Annotated in this window: 13 protein-coding genes; 7 read left to right on the top strand and 6 right to left on the bottom strand. The window is 65.3% G+C overall.

Features of this window, described 5'->3' with window-relative positions:
* The first annotated feature begins 1 nt into the window (after window position 1).
* The 4 genes from QM588_RS04260 (at window position 2) to QM588_RS04245 (ending at window position 5,430) form a co-directional block, all read left to right on the top strand.
* Window positions 2–1,810, top strand: a complete 1,809-nt coding sequence (locus tag QM588_RS04260; protein ID WP_283311690.1) for a hypothetical protein — start codon at window positions 2–4, stop codon at window positions 1,808–1,810.
* Complete coding sequence (locus QM588_RS04255) at window positions 1,807–3,381, top strand: lipopolysaccharide biosynthesis protein (protein ID WP_283311689.1); 1,575 nt, start codon at window positions 1,807–1,809, stop codon at window positions 3,379–3,381. Before QM588_RS04260 ends, QM588_RS04255 begins: the two co-directional genes overlap by 4 nt.
* A gap of 238 nt (window positions 3,382–3,619) precedes the next feature.
* Complete coding sequence (locus QM588_RS04250) at window positions 3,620–4,471, top strand: glycosyltransferase family 2 protein (RefSeq protein WP_442972858.1); 852 nt, start codon at window positions 3,620–3,622, stop codon at window positions 4,469–4,471.
* Entirely contained in the window at window positions 4,468–5,430 is a 963-nt protein-coding gene (locus QM588_RS04245) for a glycosyltransferase family 2 protein (protein ID WP_283311685.1), read from the top strand. Before QM588_RS04250 ends, QM588_RS04245 begins: the two co-directional genes overlap by 4 nt.
* A gap of 28 nt (window positions 5,431–5,458) precedes the next feature.
* On the opposite strand, the gene QM588_RS04240 is transcribed toward QM588_RS04245, so the two are convergent.
* Window positions 5,459–7,876 (bottom strand): glycosyl hydrolase 2 galactose-binding domain-containing protein, encoded by a 2,418-nt coding sequence (locus QM588_RS04240; protein ID WP_283311683.1) that lies wholly within the window; start codon window positions 7,874–7,876, stop codon window positions 5,459–5,461.
* Window positions 7,873–8,877: a DUF1839 family protein gene (locus QM588_RS04235; RefSeq protein WP_283311682.1), complete on the bottom strand. Its 1,005-nt coding sequence runs from the start codon at window positions 8,875–8,877 to the stop codon at window positions 7,873–7,875. Before QM588_RS04235 ends, QM588_RS04240 begins: the two co-directional genes overlap by 4 nt.
* A gap of 355 nt (window positions 8,878–9,232) precedes the next feature.
* Between QM588_RS04235 and QM588_RS04230 the strand changes: the two genes are divergently transcribed.
* Window positions 9,233–10,171: an endonuclease/exonuclease/phosphatase family protein gene (locus QM588_RS04230; RefSeq protein ID WP_283311680.1), complete on the top strand. Its 939-nt coding sequence runs from the start codon at window positions 9,233–9,235 to the stop codon at window positions 10,169–10,171.
* A gap of 10 nt (window positions 10,172–10,181) precedes the next feature.
* Here QM588_RS04230 and QM588_RS04225 read toward each other — a convergent pair whose 3' ends face one another.
* The gene (locus QM588_RS04225) at window positions 10,182–11,576 is read right to left on the bottom strand and encodes an Hsp70 family protein (RefSeq protein ID WP_283311679.1); all 1,395 of its coding nucleotides are present in this window, start codon (window positions 11,574–11,576) and stop codon (window positions 10,182–10,184) included.
* A 164-nt stretch (window positions 11,577–11,740) separates the two neighbouring features.
* Here QM588_RS04225 and QM588_RS04220 point away from each other — a divergent pair, with 164 nt between their 5' ends.
* Both QM588_RS04220 and QM588_RS04215 read left to right on the top strand, forming a co-directional pair.
* Window positions 11,741–12,250, top strand: a complete 510-nt coding sequence (locus QM588_RS04220; RefSeq protein WP_283311678.1) for an arsenate reductase/protein-tyrosine-phosphatase family protein — start codon at window positions 11,741–11,743, stop codon at window positions 12,248–12,250.
* 90 nt (window positions 12,251–12,340) lie between these two features.
* Window positions 12,341–12,712, top strand: a complete 372-nt coding sequence (locus tag QM588_RS04215) for a hypothetical protein (protein WP_283311676.1) — start codon at window positions 12,341–12,343, stop codon at window positions 12,710–12,712.
* 3 nt (window positions 12,713–12,715) lie between these two features.
* Here the strand turns inward: QM588_RS04215 and QM588_RS04210 are convergent, their stop codons facing one another.
* From QM588_RS04210 to QM588_RS04200, 3 genes are read right to left on the bottom strand one after another with little or no spacing between them, the layout of a single operon-like run.
* On the bottom strand, window positions 12,716–14,512 hold the full coding sequence (locus tag QM588_RS04210; RefSeq protein ID WP_283311675.1) for an ABC transporter ATP-binding protein: 1,797 nt from the start codon (window positions 14,510–14,512) through the stop codon (window positions 12,716–12,718).
* Window positions 14,513–14,533: 21 nt separating this feature from the next.
* The gene (locus QM588_RS04205) at window positions 14,534–14,998 is read right to left on the bottom strand and encodes an ATP-binding protein (protein WP_283311674.1); all 465 of its coding nucleotides are present in this window, start codon (window positions 14,996–14,998) and stop codon (window positions 14,534–14,536) included.
* A 21-nt stretch (window positions 14,999–15,019) separates the two neighbouring features.
* On the bottom strand, window positions 15,020–15,355 hold the full coding sequence (locus QM588_RS04200; RefSeq protein ID WP_442972867.1) for an STAS domain-containing protein: 336 nt from the start codon (window positions 15,353–15,355) through the stop codon (window positions 15,020–15,022).
* Window positions 15,356–15,468: the final 113 nt, after the last annotated feature.

Genomic DNA, 15,468 nt, shown 5'->3' with positions numbered 1-15,468 from the left:
TGTGAACACCACGAATACGGCGACATCCGAGTCCGCCGACAACGGTACCGCCGACCTGGAACAGCTACTGATCACCGAGGCAGGCGTACCGGGCAGACAGTCGACCTGGTTCGGGTCGGCAACATCGCCGCTGCTCGGTGCCGTGCACGTTCCCGAGGGATCGGTTGCGCGCGGTGCCGTCGTGCTGGCGCCGCCGCTCGGCAAGGAGCAGGTCGACTCGTACCGCGGTCTGGTCCTGCTGGCACAGCGCCTGTGCGCGCAAGGCTTACTCGTACTGCGCTTCGACTATCCGGGAACGGGCGACTCGTCCGGTGCACAGGACGACGACGGCATCGTCGAACAGTGGCAACGCAGCGTGGTCACTGCGGTCGATTTCGTTCGGCAGTGCGGTGTTCGGGATGTTGCGGTCGTGGGTCTGCGTGCCGGCTCGCTGCTCGCCGCATCCGTGGCGGATCGGTGCGGTCCTCTGACGGGAATGGTGTTCTGGGATCCGGTCGTCAGTGGCCGCTCGTATCTTCGGGAACAGCGCGCCCTGTATTCGATGACCGTTGCGCGAGACGACGAGTCGGACCCGCGAGTGTCCATCGTCGGCGCGGTCCTGCATGCCGGCGTGGCCGCCGAATTCTCGACCCTGGATTCATCGAAGCTGGATCGGCTCGACTGCCCGGTACTGGTGGCAACCCGAAGCGAACGTGCCGACGCGACACCTGTTCGCAGACTCGTGTCCGCACAGCAGGCGGACGAGCACACGCTCCGCAATCACGACGCATTCCTCGAGCCGCCCGCCTGGGACGTGGTCATTCCGCGTCCGGACATCGACGTGATTGCGCGCTGGGTAGAAGCCACGCTCGCGTCGACGACCACGCCGGTCGCCGTTCCGATTCGACGTTCCGCCGTGGTCGCAACTCCCCGGGGCGACGTCGTCGAAACCATCGAGCGGCTCGGTGACGACGAGTTGTTCTCCATCCGCACCACCGCGGTGGCCACGACGCCCGGCGGTCCTGCCGTGGTCATGTACGGCACCGCGTACGAGCACCGGGTCGGACCGGTACGGCTGTGGGTCGAGATGGCCCGCACCCTCGCGACGGCGGGCATCACCTCGGTCCGTTTCGACCGTCGCGGTACAGGAGAAAGTGGAGACGTCGGTGCCGACGACGCACCCACGCTCTACAGCGAACTCGGCGACGACGACGCAGTGTGCGCCGTCCGATCCGTGGGAACAGCGCCGAACAAGATCGTCGCGGCAGGTCTGTGCTCGGGCGCGTGGTACGCCGGTTACGCCGCCCACCGCGAGGGCCTGAACACGGCGATCCTGATCAATATGCGCGAATGGACAACGCGGCGTGTCGATTTCACCAAGAGATCCACCATTGCCCAGAAGCAGGGATTGACCGCGATCGCACTCGACCGCGCACACACGGCCGCCGTTCGCTTCAAGAACTGGTCGCAGCCCCGGATGCCGTACCGACTGTGGCTCGCGCTCGGCCGTCGTGGCTGGATCCAGGTTCCCGAGATCTCGTTGGGAGAACTGCAGCGCAAGGGAGTCGACGCGTCCGTGCTGCTTGTGCCGGACGACAAGCAGTGGTTCCTCGACAACCGCGGCCCCGAGAGCCTGCATCGGTTGCGCCGCCGGGCCGAGCCCGCGCACCCACCCGTGGTGAAGGCGTACACGGACGGCGATCACACCCTCTTCGGACGCGATGTTCGCGACACGGTTCGGGCCGAGATGCTGCAGACGATCGGTGCGGCGCTGGGAGTCGACATCGAACCGCAGGACCCACCTGTGAAGGTGAACTGGACGCCGTTGTGAAACATCGCGCTCGCCGGGTACCCCCGCCCGATCACGGCCGACTCGACAAGATCAACTACTACCCCGTCGAGCAGGTCCGATGGGACATGGGCTTCAACAGCCGCACCGTGCCTTTTCACGCGGTGCCGCCCGAGTTCGCGATCGTGCCGGCACAACCCTCCGGACAGCTGTCTGCGGCCGATTCGATCCCCGACGGGGACCCGATGTTCACCGCGGCCGAGGCGTCGGGCACTGCCGTTGCAGGCTCCAAGCCCGCCGGCCGCAATCTCGCACTGAACTCGTTCGCGATGATGTTCTCCACCGTTGCCACCGGCGCGCTCGGTCTGGCCTTCTGGGCCGTGGCGGGCCGGCTGTTCCCCGTCGAAGAAGTCGGCAGTGCATCGGCGGTGATCGCGTCGGCGGTGATGATCGCGACGCTGTCCAATCTGAGTCTCGGCTCGATGTACGAGCGGTTCTTGCCGACCGCGGGCGTGCGGGCCAAGTCCTACGTGCTTCGCGGCTACGCTGCCGTGCTGTCGCTGGCGCTGATACTGGGATGCGCGTTCTTGGTCGTGGCACCGGTGGACGAGTTGTTCACCACCACGACAGAGATCGCGACGTTCCCGATCTTCGTCGGCGTACTGGCCGTGTTCGCGCTGCAGGATCAGACGTCGTCCGGGCTGGGCTTCGCGCGGTGGGCGGCGGCCAAGAATGTCTTCCACGCGGTCGTGAAGTTGGCGGTCCTGGCCGTCACGTACGAAACCGGCCGTAGTTTCACCATCATCGCGGCGTGGGCGGTACCAGCGGCCATCGCGGCGATAGTGCTGTTCCGCGCGTTCGGGAAGAAGCTCGGCACCGATCCGCGATACCAGCTCACACCGAACCTGCCGCCCCGTAAAGAGCTGTGGTCGTACTTCGGGTCGGCCTACGGCATCACTGCCTTGGGAACCTTGGCACCCCTGATGATCCCGATCATCGTGGTGAGCACGCTGGGTGCCGAGCAGAATGCCTACTTCTCGCTCACCTGGTCCATCGTGAGCGCCATCTACGTGTTGATCGGGGTACTGGTGGGCCCCTTCGTGGCGGAGGCGGCTGCACATCCCGAACAGTTCTCCAAGCTGGCCAAACGCTTCATCGGCCTGCTGTGCATCGTCGCCGTGGGCGGATCGTTCTTTCTGGCGGTCGTCGCGCCGTTCGGACTCGGTATCGTCGGCCCCGACTACCGCGAGAACGGGACCATCATCGTCCATCTCGCTGCCGTGACCATCCCGCTGTCCGTCGTCGGGGCCCTGTACGACGGTCTGGCCAGAGTTCGTCGCCGTATGCGGCTCGCAGTGCTGGTTCAGATAGCGGCCACCATCATCATCGTCACCGGCTCGTTGACGCTGTCCCCGAGCTTGGGCATCGCGGGCATCGGCTGGTCCTACCTGGCGGCCGAAGCCTTCGGTGCCGTGGTTCTGTTGGTGCCCCTGATCAGATGGATCGGTGACCTGTCCGGCGGCGGTGGTGCCGAGCACGCCGCGCCGGCTGTCGATCCGCGCGACGAGTCCGCGTCGCCGACGACAGGTCGTGAGCACCGCGTACGAGCGTAAGCGACATCACTCTCGTTAGCTGGCACCGCAAACATTCTTCGAGTACGTTTATACGCAGCTTGACAATCCCATGGCATCTTTTAAGCTTCTAGTCAGGAAAAGACAGTGGGTTCGACGGGTAGATCAATCCTGCCGAAACCTACGTGCGAACTCGGCGGGGGTCGTGTCGCATCGGTCAGATACAGCTGCAGTAGCTCGATCAGCTAGTGCCCACCGAACTCGAACATCTGGAATGGATATGTTGAATCGTCATAATCCCCGCGTCAGTGTCGTCATCCCGACTCTCAACGAGGCTGCAAACCTTCGCCATGTCCTCCCGTTGCTGTCCCACGAGTACGAGCTCGTGCTGGTCGACGGCGGATCCACCGACGGAACCATCGATGCCGCGCGCGAGATTCGCAGCGACATCCGCGTCATCCGCCAGACCCGCAAGGGTAAGGGCAACGCGCTCGCCTGCGGCTTCGAAGCCGCCACCGGCGACATCATCGTCATGTTCGACGCGGACGGCTCTGCCGACGCCGCCGAGATCCCCCGGTTCGTCGATGCCCTGATCGCCGGTGCCGACTTCGCCAAGGGCAGCCGATTCTGCGAGGGCGGCGGCAGCCACGACATCACGCCGCTGCGCCGCGCCGGCAACGGTGGTCTGCACCTGGTGGCCAACACACTCTTCGGAACCCGCTTCTCGGATCTCTGCTACGGCTACAACGCCTTCTGGCGAGACCTGGTGCCGGTCCTGGATCTGCCCGTGGTCGATCAGCCGGGCAGCGAGGGAATGATGCTGTGGGGTGACGGATTCGAGATCGAGACCATCATCAACTGCCGCTTCGCCGAGGCGTCCGTACGGATCGAAGAAGTGCCGAGTGTCGAGCTGGCTCGCATCTACGGCCAGAGCAACCTACGTACCTTCTCCGACGGCTTCCGGGTGCTGCGCACCTTGATGACCGAGCGCATGCGCGCCCGCAGAATTTCCCGCAAGCACATCGCTCGCCCGTCGCGTGAGTCGATCGACGCCCGCACCGACATGGACCTCGAGTTCGAGGTCATGGAATCGTTCGGCGAGGTCATCGAGCTCCGCGAGAGAACGGCGTGAGTCTGCCGACTTCCTCGGTCGTCATCTGCGCGTACACACTGGCTCGATGGTCCGAACTGTGCGATGCCGTGCGGGCCGTTCTCGATCAGAGCGTCGCTGCCGACGAGCTGATTCTCGTCGTCGACCACAATCAGCAGTTGGCCGAACGCGCTCGAACGGAATTCCTGCCGCTGAGCGACACCGTGAACGTGGTCGAGAACAGCCACCCACGAGGATTGTCGGGGGCACGGAACACCTCTCTGGACCTCGCCACGGGTGACATCGTCGTCTTCTTGGACGACGACGCGTCCCCACGCACGACCGAATGGCTCGACGCCATTCTGTCCCATTACTCGGATGATGCCGTGTACGCCGTTGGGGGCTCTGCATACCCGGTATGGCCGGACAAGCGTCCGGCCTTCTTACCGGCCGAGGTAGTGGGTGAACCCGGCGAACTCGATTGGGTCGTCGGGTGCACCTACCGCGGGCAGCCCACGGAAACCGCTCAGGTCCGTAATCTCATGGGCGCGAACATGTCGTTCCGCCGCGCGCCGGTCGTCGAACTCGGCGGCTTCGTCTCCGGAATCGGCCGGATCGGACGTGTTCCGCTCGGGTGCGAGGAGACGGAACTGTGCATCCGCCTCCGCCAGACGCATCCCGACGCGCAGATCGTGTTCGATCCCTCGATCGTCGTCGATCACACCGTCAGTGCCGATCGGACGCGACCCCGCTACCTCATCACCCGCAGCTACGCCGAGGGTGTGTCCAAGGCAGCGATCGCCCGACTGATCGGAGCGGGCGACGCACTGTCCTCCGAGCGTGCGTACACCGCCAAGGTTCTGCCGCGTGCTGTCGGCCGTGAGACGAGCGCGGCTGCTCGGGGCAACCCGGCGCGGGCGTGGGGCGCGATGGCTGTGGTGGCCAGCGTCGGAGCCGCGGGAGTCGGTTATGTCCGAGGCAAATTCAGCGTGAGCCGCTAGCGGCACGTGCACGGAACTTCGTAGCCCACTACGAACTTCCACTCACGACCCTCGGTGCCACCGACGCCCGTTCGACGGAATTCAAGGCACGAACGTGTCCCCTGGGCTTCCCTGTTCCTCGGTTGACGAGCGTGATGGTGCGCGCTTCGTTCGGCGCGAGATGGAACCACGAATCGGACGCGTCGAAGCCGTCGACATCGACGCAGACGTACTGCGCTACCCACTCCGAGGACACTGTGAGCTCCCACGTCCCGGCTCCGGTATCGACGACACTCGCGCTCAGGCCCACGGTGTTCTGCCGGCTCTGCGCGCCGACTAGCGCGGTGTTCCGCGCTACCTCGACTCCGTCGTCGCCCGCGAACACCACTGTGATCGCCGAATACGTCCGACTCCCGAAACGGTAGGCATGGTTGGCATCGGTGAACGACCCCACGATGGAGTCCACCGTCAGTTCGGTCGAGCCGTTGGAGTCCACCGATACCGCCCGCTCGAACTGGCGCACGCCGCGCGCGGTGTGCAGTGCCACGCGCAGTGTGCCCGATCGGGCCGGGCCGTCGTTGACGAGCTCGACGGAGTAGCCGTCGAGACCGTTGTCGCACAACAGCACTGCGGTCGGTGAGCTGGCCCTCGCGAGTGCGTAGAACGGTGCCTTCGGTGCACCGGTGGCGTCGGTGATGCCCCACCCGGCACCGGGCACGGTGTCTCGTAGCGTCAGCACGAGCGCGCCCGCACAGCCGGAGGACGCCCGCCGCCACCGACCGAACGCTTCCTCGAAAGCCTCGACGATCACCGCCCTGCCGTAGTCCAGATAGAGCTCGGCGTCGTCCCGCCGAATTAGGTGCGGTTCGACACCGAAGACAGTGCGTACGTAGTGATCGCGGACGTCCTCGAAATCCCACGACGAACCGCGATCGCGGGGGACCGCGGATTTCCACTCGGGGTGGTGCCCGGCCACCGCGGCGGATCCGAAGAACCTGTCGACCTGCGCACGTTCGGGAGGAACGGAGAAGGCCAGGCATTCCGCAGCGAATCGCACACCCGCGGTACGAATGTCGGACAGTGGCCGCAGGTAACCACCCACTCCGAAGTAATGGGCGATACCGTCGCCCACGTGGGTGTGCAATTCGCCGGTCGAGCTCGACGGAGACGACGTCACGTATGCGACGTCCGGCAGACTATCGGCGAGGAAATCAGGAACGATGTTGTCCAGCATGTCCATTCGCTGATCCTCGGCCGCGAGACCCAGCATCGTCGGTTGCTGCTGCGTTTCGCTTCCGCCGCTGACCACCATCAGCGCGGGATTGGCGCAGACGATGTCCGCGAACGCGTGCAGCTCTCGGGTGACCGCCGCCGTGTACATCTCGTCGGTGGGCGGGTCGACGGTTCCCAGCATGACGTCCTGCCACACCATGATGCCGAGTTCCGCGCACAGGGACCAGAATTCGGCCTGCTCGTACACCATCGTGCCGACCACGCGCACCATGTTCACGCCCGCAGACTGCAGCTGCACCAACGCGGCGCGCAGGTCGTCCTCCGACGACCACAGTCGCACCGGGTCGAGCGGGGTCCAGGTACCGCCGCGACAGAAGATCGGGCTACCGTTGACCACCAACTCCGCGCCGCCTGCGGAACGATCGAGGACGACGGTCCGAAATCCGATGTCGTCCAACGGGTATTGCACCCCGTTCACATCCAGCGCTACGCGGTACGTTCGGGGTTGCCCGTGGGTGTGCGGCCACCACAGCTCGACGTCCGGCAGCGTCAGAGTCGCATCGATACCATCGACCGTTCCGATCTCGAACACGCTGTCCCCGATCAGGATTCGCGTCGACGACGGGTAATCCAGCTCGGCGCGCACCGTGACGATACCGTCGGTGCCGCGCACCGTGGTCGACAGACCGACTCCACGAGGGCTCGACATCGGCGTCATCGACACCGGCCGCCACGGACCCACCGGAACAGGCACGGGCCCGTACACCGGTGCACGGCCCAGCATTGTCGTCCGCTCGTGCCGCAGACCCTGTGCAGCGATTATCGAGGACCGCCACCGACCACGCGGCCGTCGAGTCTTCAGGTGTGCGGCAAGCGATTCGACGTGGACCGCAACGGTGACGGTCGGTCCACAACCGGTCAGATCGAGAGTCTCGGGCACGAACATGGACGTGACGGTTCGCCGATGAACACCGTCCACCCAGATCCGGGACCGAGTCGCGATTCCGCCGAAGGTCAGCCGTACCTCGGAGCGATCTCCGGTCGGCACGGTGGTCACGTACCACCAATCGTGTTCGTCCGGAGCACAATCGGTGTCACCGAGCGCGCTCGCCACCGTGCCGGGCACGACGGCGTCGAGCCACTCGAGGTCGGCAGGCAGGTCAGCGGGGTCGAGGATGGATCCGGCGTCGGTTCGGGCCAGCCGCCAGGGCACGCCGTCGAGCAGATCGATCACGCGCTCAATGCACCCACGACGATGTCCATCGCTGCCGCCCAGTTCTTGCTCATGTCGTTCAGCGGTTCGTCGAGCACCACGGCGCGGCCACGCGCTGCTCGCGCCATCCGGAACTGCACGGCCTTCGCGCCGGACGCAGCGTCGAGGAAATGCTGCGCCGCGTCGCCGGCGCCACGTACCCCGCGGCTCTCGAGGTACTGCACATAGTTGGCGGCAAGTTCTGCGGTGGCACCGAACTGCCGGAGCAATCCGAACGACCACAGATGAAAGGCGTCGGGCCCGGACGTCTGGACGAGCGGGATGTCGGCCACGATGCGCCGAGCCAGGGCCTCGACGGGATTGCCCGGTGCCCTCCTGGACAGATGCGCCCGGGCGACGTCGAGATCACGGTCTCCGACCCCTGAGTCGAGCACTGCCGCGTCGACTCGGACCTGTTCGACGTAGGGCAGCAGCACCTCGGCGTGAGGCTCGGGAGCGAGATTGAACACCCCGTCGAAGTCCGCCCCGGTCAGCTCGAAATAACCCCGGTTGTGGAAGTAGCCCATCACCTTGTCGTCTCGGTTGACGAGGTTCGGCACGATGGTGGTCTTGGTGTGCTGATTTCGGTAGCTGGTGCCTGCGGTGTCGGGAAGCCAGAAGCCGTCGACCTCCACCGTGACGTGGGTGCCGTCGAGCAGCCCTTCGACGACGTGCTCGAGAACCGGTCGCCACACGTTCATCTCTGCCACGCCGATGCCGTAGAGCACGCGCAGATCCTCGGGCAGAATCTTCACGAAGTCCCATTGCCGTCCGTCACATCCGGCGCTGAGCACGAATGCGAGCGCCGGGGTGGGGTCGGCACCGACTGAGTGCAGTACTTCGATCCACAGATCGACGTAGCAATTGGTCTCGGTCCAGATGCGATCGTGGTTGTGAATGGGATGAGGTCGGTAGCTGATGGGGTCGAGTTCGAGAACCCGGAGGCCGGTACCGAGCCTTTCCAGCACTGCATCGTTCGACATGACGCCTCTCCTACCGGAAAATGTCGGACGGCCCCCGAGCCGCATTTGTCCTTATTGCCTGCATCCAGGCCACCCATCGTAGCGAACCGGTTTGTTCTACGCTTCCGATCCGGCGGTAGGATTGTTTTCGACGCGACTGCTACTTATTGATCCACCGTTTAAGCGTTTGCACAACAGGAACCCGAAAACGCGGGCAATCGCACAACGAACAGTTGGTTCCGCGGCGGTAATGCTGATGCGCAGCTTGTTCGTGTCGACACTTGCATATCCGCTCTGAGCTGGGCACATGCCGAGTGTAGACAACACCTGCAACATTTTTGCCCATCTCGGGCGGACACGAGGAGGCACGAGCGCGATGCGCCGTTTCGTTCGCAGCGCAGCGCTGGTCGTCGGGTGGTGTCTCCTCGCCGTGGCTCTCGGAATGTTTGCCGTTCGTCAGATCGGCGTGACCGAGATCACGTTTGTCGCTTTGGTGGTCGGCAGTCCGTACCTCGGAGTCGCCACCATCGCGGCGCTTCTCCTCTTCGCCGCCGCCCGCTCACGTATCGGATCGGCGGTCGCGGCCGTCGTCACCGTCGCCGTCGTGGGCGTTCAGGTGCCGATGTTCCTGGCCGACGGGCCGAACAACTCCGGCCCGGACCTGTCCGTACTGACGGTCAACGTGGCGCACGGTGACGCCGATGCCGGGGCAATCGTCGACGGGGTCCGTGATCACGACGTCGACGTGCTCGCCGTGCAGGAACTCACCCCCGAGGAAGTGGTCGACCTGCAGGACGCCGGTCTGGACGATCTACTGCCGTTCTCCTTCACCGCCGCACTGCCCGTAGCCGACGGCACCGGATTGTGGAGCCGAACACCCTTGACCGACGGCACCCGACTGGACGACTTCGGCTTCGTGCCGGTGCAGGCGAACACCGTCGTCGACGGCACGGCACTGACCCTCGTCTCGTTCCATTCGATGTCTCCCGCAACGCCGCGCCACACCACCCAGTGGGACGCCGACCTGGCCAGGATGCGGGCCATCATGGATACCTACGACAACACTGTGATCGTCGCCGGCGACTTCAACGCCACCGACGATCACCGGCAATTCCGCACGTTGGCATCGGCCCCGTTCTCCGATGCGGCCGACGCTGCAGGGGCAGGACTGTTCCGCACCTTCCCGTCCGAACGTCCGTTGGCACGGTTGGACCATGTCGTGACCAGTGACAGCATCCGCGCGCGGTCGGTGCAGCCGTTACCGATCCCGGAGAGCGATCATCTGGCGGTCCTCGCAACGGTGCAGCTGCCGTGACGATCCCCGGCTAGAAGCGCGGAAGCTGAATGACCGGAGGCGGCGGCAGCTGGATCTGCGGGAGCTGGATCTGCGGCAGGCCGGGAATCAGCGGTGCCGGGGCAGGCGCAGGAGCCGGTGCCGCGGGCGGCACGTACTCCGGCTCGGAGTACGTCTGAGCCGGAGCCTGAGCGGGCTCGGACGTCGGCGGGGGCGTTGTGGTCGGCGGTGGCGTCGTCGGCGTGGGGGTGACCCGAGTCGTCGTGGGACCTGCGGTGATCGGGACCGGCGAATCTGCCGGTGCACTGGTCGGGGCCGGCGACCCACCCCCGTATCCGAGAGACAGGCCGAGGGCGGCGACCGCAACGAGACCACCCGCGACCAGTACGGCACCGCGCACCTTGCGCTTCGAGTCCGCGGGCTTGTCGGAGGTGGGTTCCGGGGTCAACCAATCGGGTGCACCGGTCAGCGACGCCGGGTCGGCCGCAGACTGTCGTCCGCCCGACTGCGTATTCGGCTGGGGATTCGGGTGGGGATTCGGGTGGGGAACCGGCTGGCGTGGTGCCTCGGCGACCGGTGTGGCGAGCAGTGCCGCTCCACGGGCCGCAACCGATTCGGGGTCTGCCGGAGTGACGACTGGCAACCCGACCCAGGCATCGAGTATCGCTCCGACCAGCGGTATTCGGGCGCCGCCGCCGATCAGGAACAGCGCGTCGACATGCTTGGGAGAACGCCCGATGACGTCACGAACCAGGCGGGCGGAGTACTCGATCGGAACGGTCACCAGCGACTCGAATGCCTCACGGGAGATCAGGATGACGCCGCCGTCGCCCGGAAGACATACTGCGCCGCTGGTCGACAATTGTTCCTTGGCGACCCGGCACCGCGCGGTGAACGCGCTCAATTCTTGGTTGTCGGCGATGTCCACGCCTTGCTTGGCCAACTGGTTGTCGGCGATCAGGCGATCGAAGTCGTCGCCGCTGATGTCGATGGTGCGTTCTGCCAGCAGAACTTGGCCTGTACCGCGGTCGATCACGCTGATCGTCAGACCCGAACTGCCCAGGTCGTACAACGCGATGGTGCCGAAATGACCCAGCTCGCCCGACGCTTCGAGGTACTGCAGCGCAGCCCGAGCCTCGGGGACGAGTCGATAGTTGTACAGCCGCTGACCGGCCATGGCCTGCTGGATCTCGCCGAACTGCTGCTGGTCGCGGTACGCAACGCCTGTTGCCTGCACAGGGCCGCCGTTGCCCGGTTGCGAGAGCACCACGCCGATGGACTCTGCGGCCAGTTCCTCGGCCCGGTCCCAGTGCGCGTCGACGGTGTCGTGGTGGAAGTCGAGGCGTCCCGAATCCTGAGGGCGCAGGTCGGGTCGAGCCATGCGCACCGCGCTGGCCCCCACCGACACACCGAGAACTTCGGTCATTACCTGCCTCTTGTCGATTTCCCCGTCAACACACGCCGAGACTTCATGTCACGAACCAGTCTCGATCCCCCCGATTGATCACTGTAGCGCGTTCCTGCGGCTGCGCCGCAGTGGTGCGTTCAGGTGCCCCCTGGGGCACCCGGCCACACCACTACAGTTGCGGCATGCGAGTTCTGTTCGTCTGCACCGGCAACATCTGCCGCTCTCCGACTGCCGAGCGCCTCGCGGTCGCTTTCGCCCGCGAGGGCGGATTCGAGCTGACCGCGAGCAGCGCCGGGACACAGGGACTGACCGGGCACGCGATGGACCCGACGGCCGCGTTGGTGTTGTCGCAACTCGGCGGCGATCCCGAGGGCTTCGTAGCTCGACGCCTCACTCCGGCGATCACCGCCGACGCCGAACTAGTTCTGACGATGACTGCGGCGCATCGCGACGCCGTGCTCGCACTGTCGCCCAGGCACATGCGCCGCACCTTCACCTTGCTCGAGGCGTCGGGCCTGGCCGCGGCGTCGGGCGCACGATCGGTTGCTGCACTCGCCGACGCGCGGGCCGTCCACAGCGTTCAGACGCTGGATATCGGCGACCCGTACCGCCGCGACCCGTCCGTGTACGAGGAGGCCGGCGAGCTGATCGCAGCATCGTTGCCGAACGTTCTTCGACTGGCTCAGGCGTAACCTTCGACCCACCACGAATTCGCACGCTGCGGTAACGTTCTCGCATCATTGCCGACCATCCGGGTGCGGCCGCGGCGTTAGGGTCTGTTCATGCGCGACAAGGTCATCGCGTTGGCAGCAGTGGCGAGTGCCGGAGTGGCCGTCACAGTAGGTCTGGTCATCGGTGCCCTCGGCGGCGCGTTCGACGATTCGAGCCAGGATGTCAGGCCGCCTGCGCTGAAGTCGGACTCCCTCAGTTCGGTCCAGTTGTCCCCGACGTCTGCCATCGTCGTGGTGCCGCCGTCGCCCACCTGGCAGGTCGCGGTGCCCACCACTGCCAAACCGCCGACGACGACACCGGAGCGGCCTCAGTCGACGACGCGGACGCCCCGAACCACCACCAAGAGGTCGGACCGAACAACCACGACCACTACCGACGAGGACTCGACCGACGAGCCCACGACCACCGAGTCGGGCCGGTAGATCTCACGGACGGCCCGCTGCCAGATCGGGCGCGCTGTCTCCGATTCTCAACGCGGCCACCAGTTCTCGATACAGCTCGTCCGACGCCATGAGCTCAGCATGCGTTCCACGTGCGCGTACCACCCCATCGTCCATCACCAGGATGGTGTCGGCGTCGAGCACGGTGGACAACCGATGCGCGATGGTGACGACGGCAGCATCCTCGGCGATGGAACGGATCACCTCGTGGATCGCCGCCTCGGTGCGTCCGTCGACCTGAGCCGTCGCCTCGTCGAGCAGCAGGATCTGTGGGCGTCGAACGATGGCTCGCGCCAACGCGATTCGTTGCCGCTGCCCACCGGACACCGTCGAGCCGATCAGGTCGGTGTCCAATCCCTCGTCCAGAGCGCGGATGGTCGAATCCAGATGCACCGACTCGAGCGCCGCCCAGATATCGCCCTCACTGGCGTCCGGGTGACTGAACAACAGGTTCTCCCGCACCGAACCGGGGATCACCGGCGTCTCCTGCTCCACGTAGGACAGTCGAGAGCGCACCTCGTCGATCGTGAGCTCGCTGTACGGCGTTCCGCCGAGCCTTATCTCGCCGCTCTCGGGCGTCAGGAACCGCAGGACCAGCGAAAACACGCTGGTCTTACCTGCACCGGAGGGGCCGACGATCGCCGTGTGTCCGCGCGCGGGCACGTCCAGGTCGATTCCTCGCACGGCCGGCTCTCGTCCCGGACCGTAACGTGCTGTCACACTTCGGAATTCGAGCGCCGGGACGGAGTCGGTAACGGAACGGGTCGGCGCGGGGGTACCTTCCTCTCCCACTTCGACGACGAGGTCGTCGATCTGACGTATCCGCGCCGCTGCGGCCATACCCGCCTGCAGCGCGGTGATGTTGGTGGCGAGGGTGGAGACCGGGCTCATGACCTGAAATGCGTAGAGCAGAAACGCGATCAAGCTGGATACCGCAAGATCTCCGGTGCTGACGCGGTAGCCACCGAGGCCGAGAATGCCGATGATGGCCAACTGCACGCCGCCGCCCGCGAACGTCCACGCCAGTGCCGAGATCTTGACGGCGTGCACGCTGTGCCGAGCGGAGGTACGCGCCTCCGCGATGACGCGTTCGGATTCGCGAGTCTCGGCTCTGCTGGACTTGACTGTTCGGATGGCCCGCAGGGTGCCGTCGAGAATGCCGCCGAGACGTCCGATCGCCTCCTGTGATTGCCTCTGTGCAATGGCGATCGGCGGCATCAACCGAGCGAACAGCACTGCGATCGCCACGATGGCCACCGCGATCGCGCCCAGCAGTACCAGATCCAAGACCGCCATCAGGATCAACGCGCCCACCAGACCCACCACGCTGTTGACTATGGCCACCAGCGCATTCGACGTTGCCTCACGCAGCAGCACGGTGTCCGAGGTGACGCGGGTGACCAACTCACCGGTGGGCCGAGTGTTCAGGCTGCCGACCGTGGCACCGAAATACTTCCGCACGATCGACTTGCGTGCGTCGAGCACGATCCGCTCCGCCAACACCCCGAGCACGATCCACTGCAGATACAGAACTGTAGAGCCGACCACCAACAAGGCCACCAGAACGACGACCGGAACGATCAGCGATGCGTCGGTGCCGAGTCCGTCGAGCACACCCTTGGCAACCATCGGCGTGGCCAATGCCGTTCCGGTACCGATCAGGCCGAGCATCATGCCCAGAATCAGGGTGCGCCGGTGAGGCCGAACGAACTGCCACAGCACCCGTAGGTTGGGGACGGTTATCTTCTTCTTCTCGGCTGTCGCGATCTGCACATCGACCATGTAGTCAGTGTGCAGCAACGATCAGCTCGTACCGAGCGCGTCCCAGATCATGTGGACCGTGGTGCCGTTCTGATCCGACGTCACCGCCGCCGTATCGGCCAGAGCCCGCATCAGCGGAACGCCACGGCCTCGGTTGGGATCGGAATTGCGGGTCGCCCAATCGCCGCGGTCGGTCACCTTCACATCGATCCGGCCCTGCGCACCGCACAACACTCGAATATCGAGGGTTCCTCGATCGGTGTGATCCCGATACGCATGTTCGACACTGTTCGCGATCGCCTCGTACGTCGCCAACACGACGTCATAGGCACGATCCGGGTCGACGCCCAAGCCGTTCAACCAGTCACCGAGTTCACGCCGAAGCTCCGACGCTCGATCCGCATCGGCAGGCTCGTCGGTGAACAGCAGTTCTTCCATTCGCGCACCTGCCGTCGAGATCGAACTGTCGGTACGTGAGTCGTCACCTCCGAAGAGAGTCGCCATCATGAATCCCGTCTACCCAAAACTTCAGGATTTACCCGCATGAATCGCAACCAGTGCCTCGTCGACCGTCGCATAGATGCCGAACACCTCGTCGAGCCCGACCAAAGTCAACGGACGACCCGTCGCCGGACCGTCCGCCACCACGGCAAACCCGGCAGTACCGCCCAATTGCTGATGGGTCGACGCCAACAGCGACATGCCTGCGGATGCGAGGAACCCGACATCACTGAGATCGATGACCACAGCCGACGGCGACTTCTCGAGCACCAGAGCCACGGACTCGGACAGATCAGGAGCCGTCACCAAATCCAACTCGCCCGACACCGACAGAACAACATCCTGATCACGCCATTCCACAATCACATCGAAATGCTGGGGTCCGAGCCCCGCTTCGTCCGCAGTCACACGAAGACTTTACCTCGCTCCCCCACCCCGCCACCGCCGCCGAAGTCCACTCGACGTGACATCGAGTC

Source organism: Rhodococcus sp. IEGM 1354 (genome assembly GCF_030056855.1).
GTDB lineage: Bacteria > Actinomycetota > Actinomycetes > Mycobacteriales > Mycobacteriaceae > Rhodococcoides.
The sequence above is the reverse complement of the archived record's forward strand: the minus strand, read 5'-3'. Positions and strand labels throughout refer to the sequence as shown.

Excerpts from the sequence above, each read along its gene's own strand:
- QM588_RS04250 (WP_442972858.1), top strand. The coding sequence starts at position 3,620 with ATGTTGAATCGTCATAATCCCCGCGTCAGTGTCGTCATCCCGACTCTC.
- QM588_RS04235 (WP_283311682.1), bottom strand. The coding sequence starts at position 8,877 with ATGTCGAACGATGCAGTGCTGGAAAGGCTCGGTACCGGCCTCCGGGTT.
- QM588_RS04230 (WP_283311680.1), top strand. The coding sequence starts at position 9,233 with ATGCGCCGTTTCGTTCGCAGCGCAGCGCTGGTCGTCGGGTGGTGTCTC.
- QM588_RS04225 (WP_283311679.1), bottom strand. The coding sequence starts at position 11,576 with ATGACCGAAGTTCTCGGTGTGTCGGTGGGGGCCAGCGCGGTGCGCATG.
- QM588_RS04220 (WP_283311678.1), top strand. The coding sequence starts at position 11,741 with ATGCGAGTTCTGTTCGTCTGCACCGGCAACATCTGCCGCTCTCCGACT.
- QM588_RS04215 (WP_283311676.1), top strand. The coding sequence starts at position 12,341 with ATGCGCGACAAGGTCATCGCGTTGGCAGCAGTGGCGAGTGCCGGAGTG.
- QM588_RS04210 (WP_283311675.1), bottom strand. The coding sequence starts at position 14,512 with ATGGTCGATGTGCAGATCGCGACAGCCGAGAAGAAGAAGATAACCGTC.
- QM588_RS04205 (WP_283311674.1), bottom strand. The coding sequence starts at position 14,998 with ATGATGGCGACTCTCTTCGGAGGTGACGACTCACGTACCGACAGTTCG.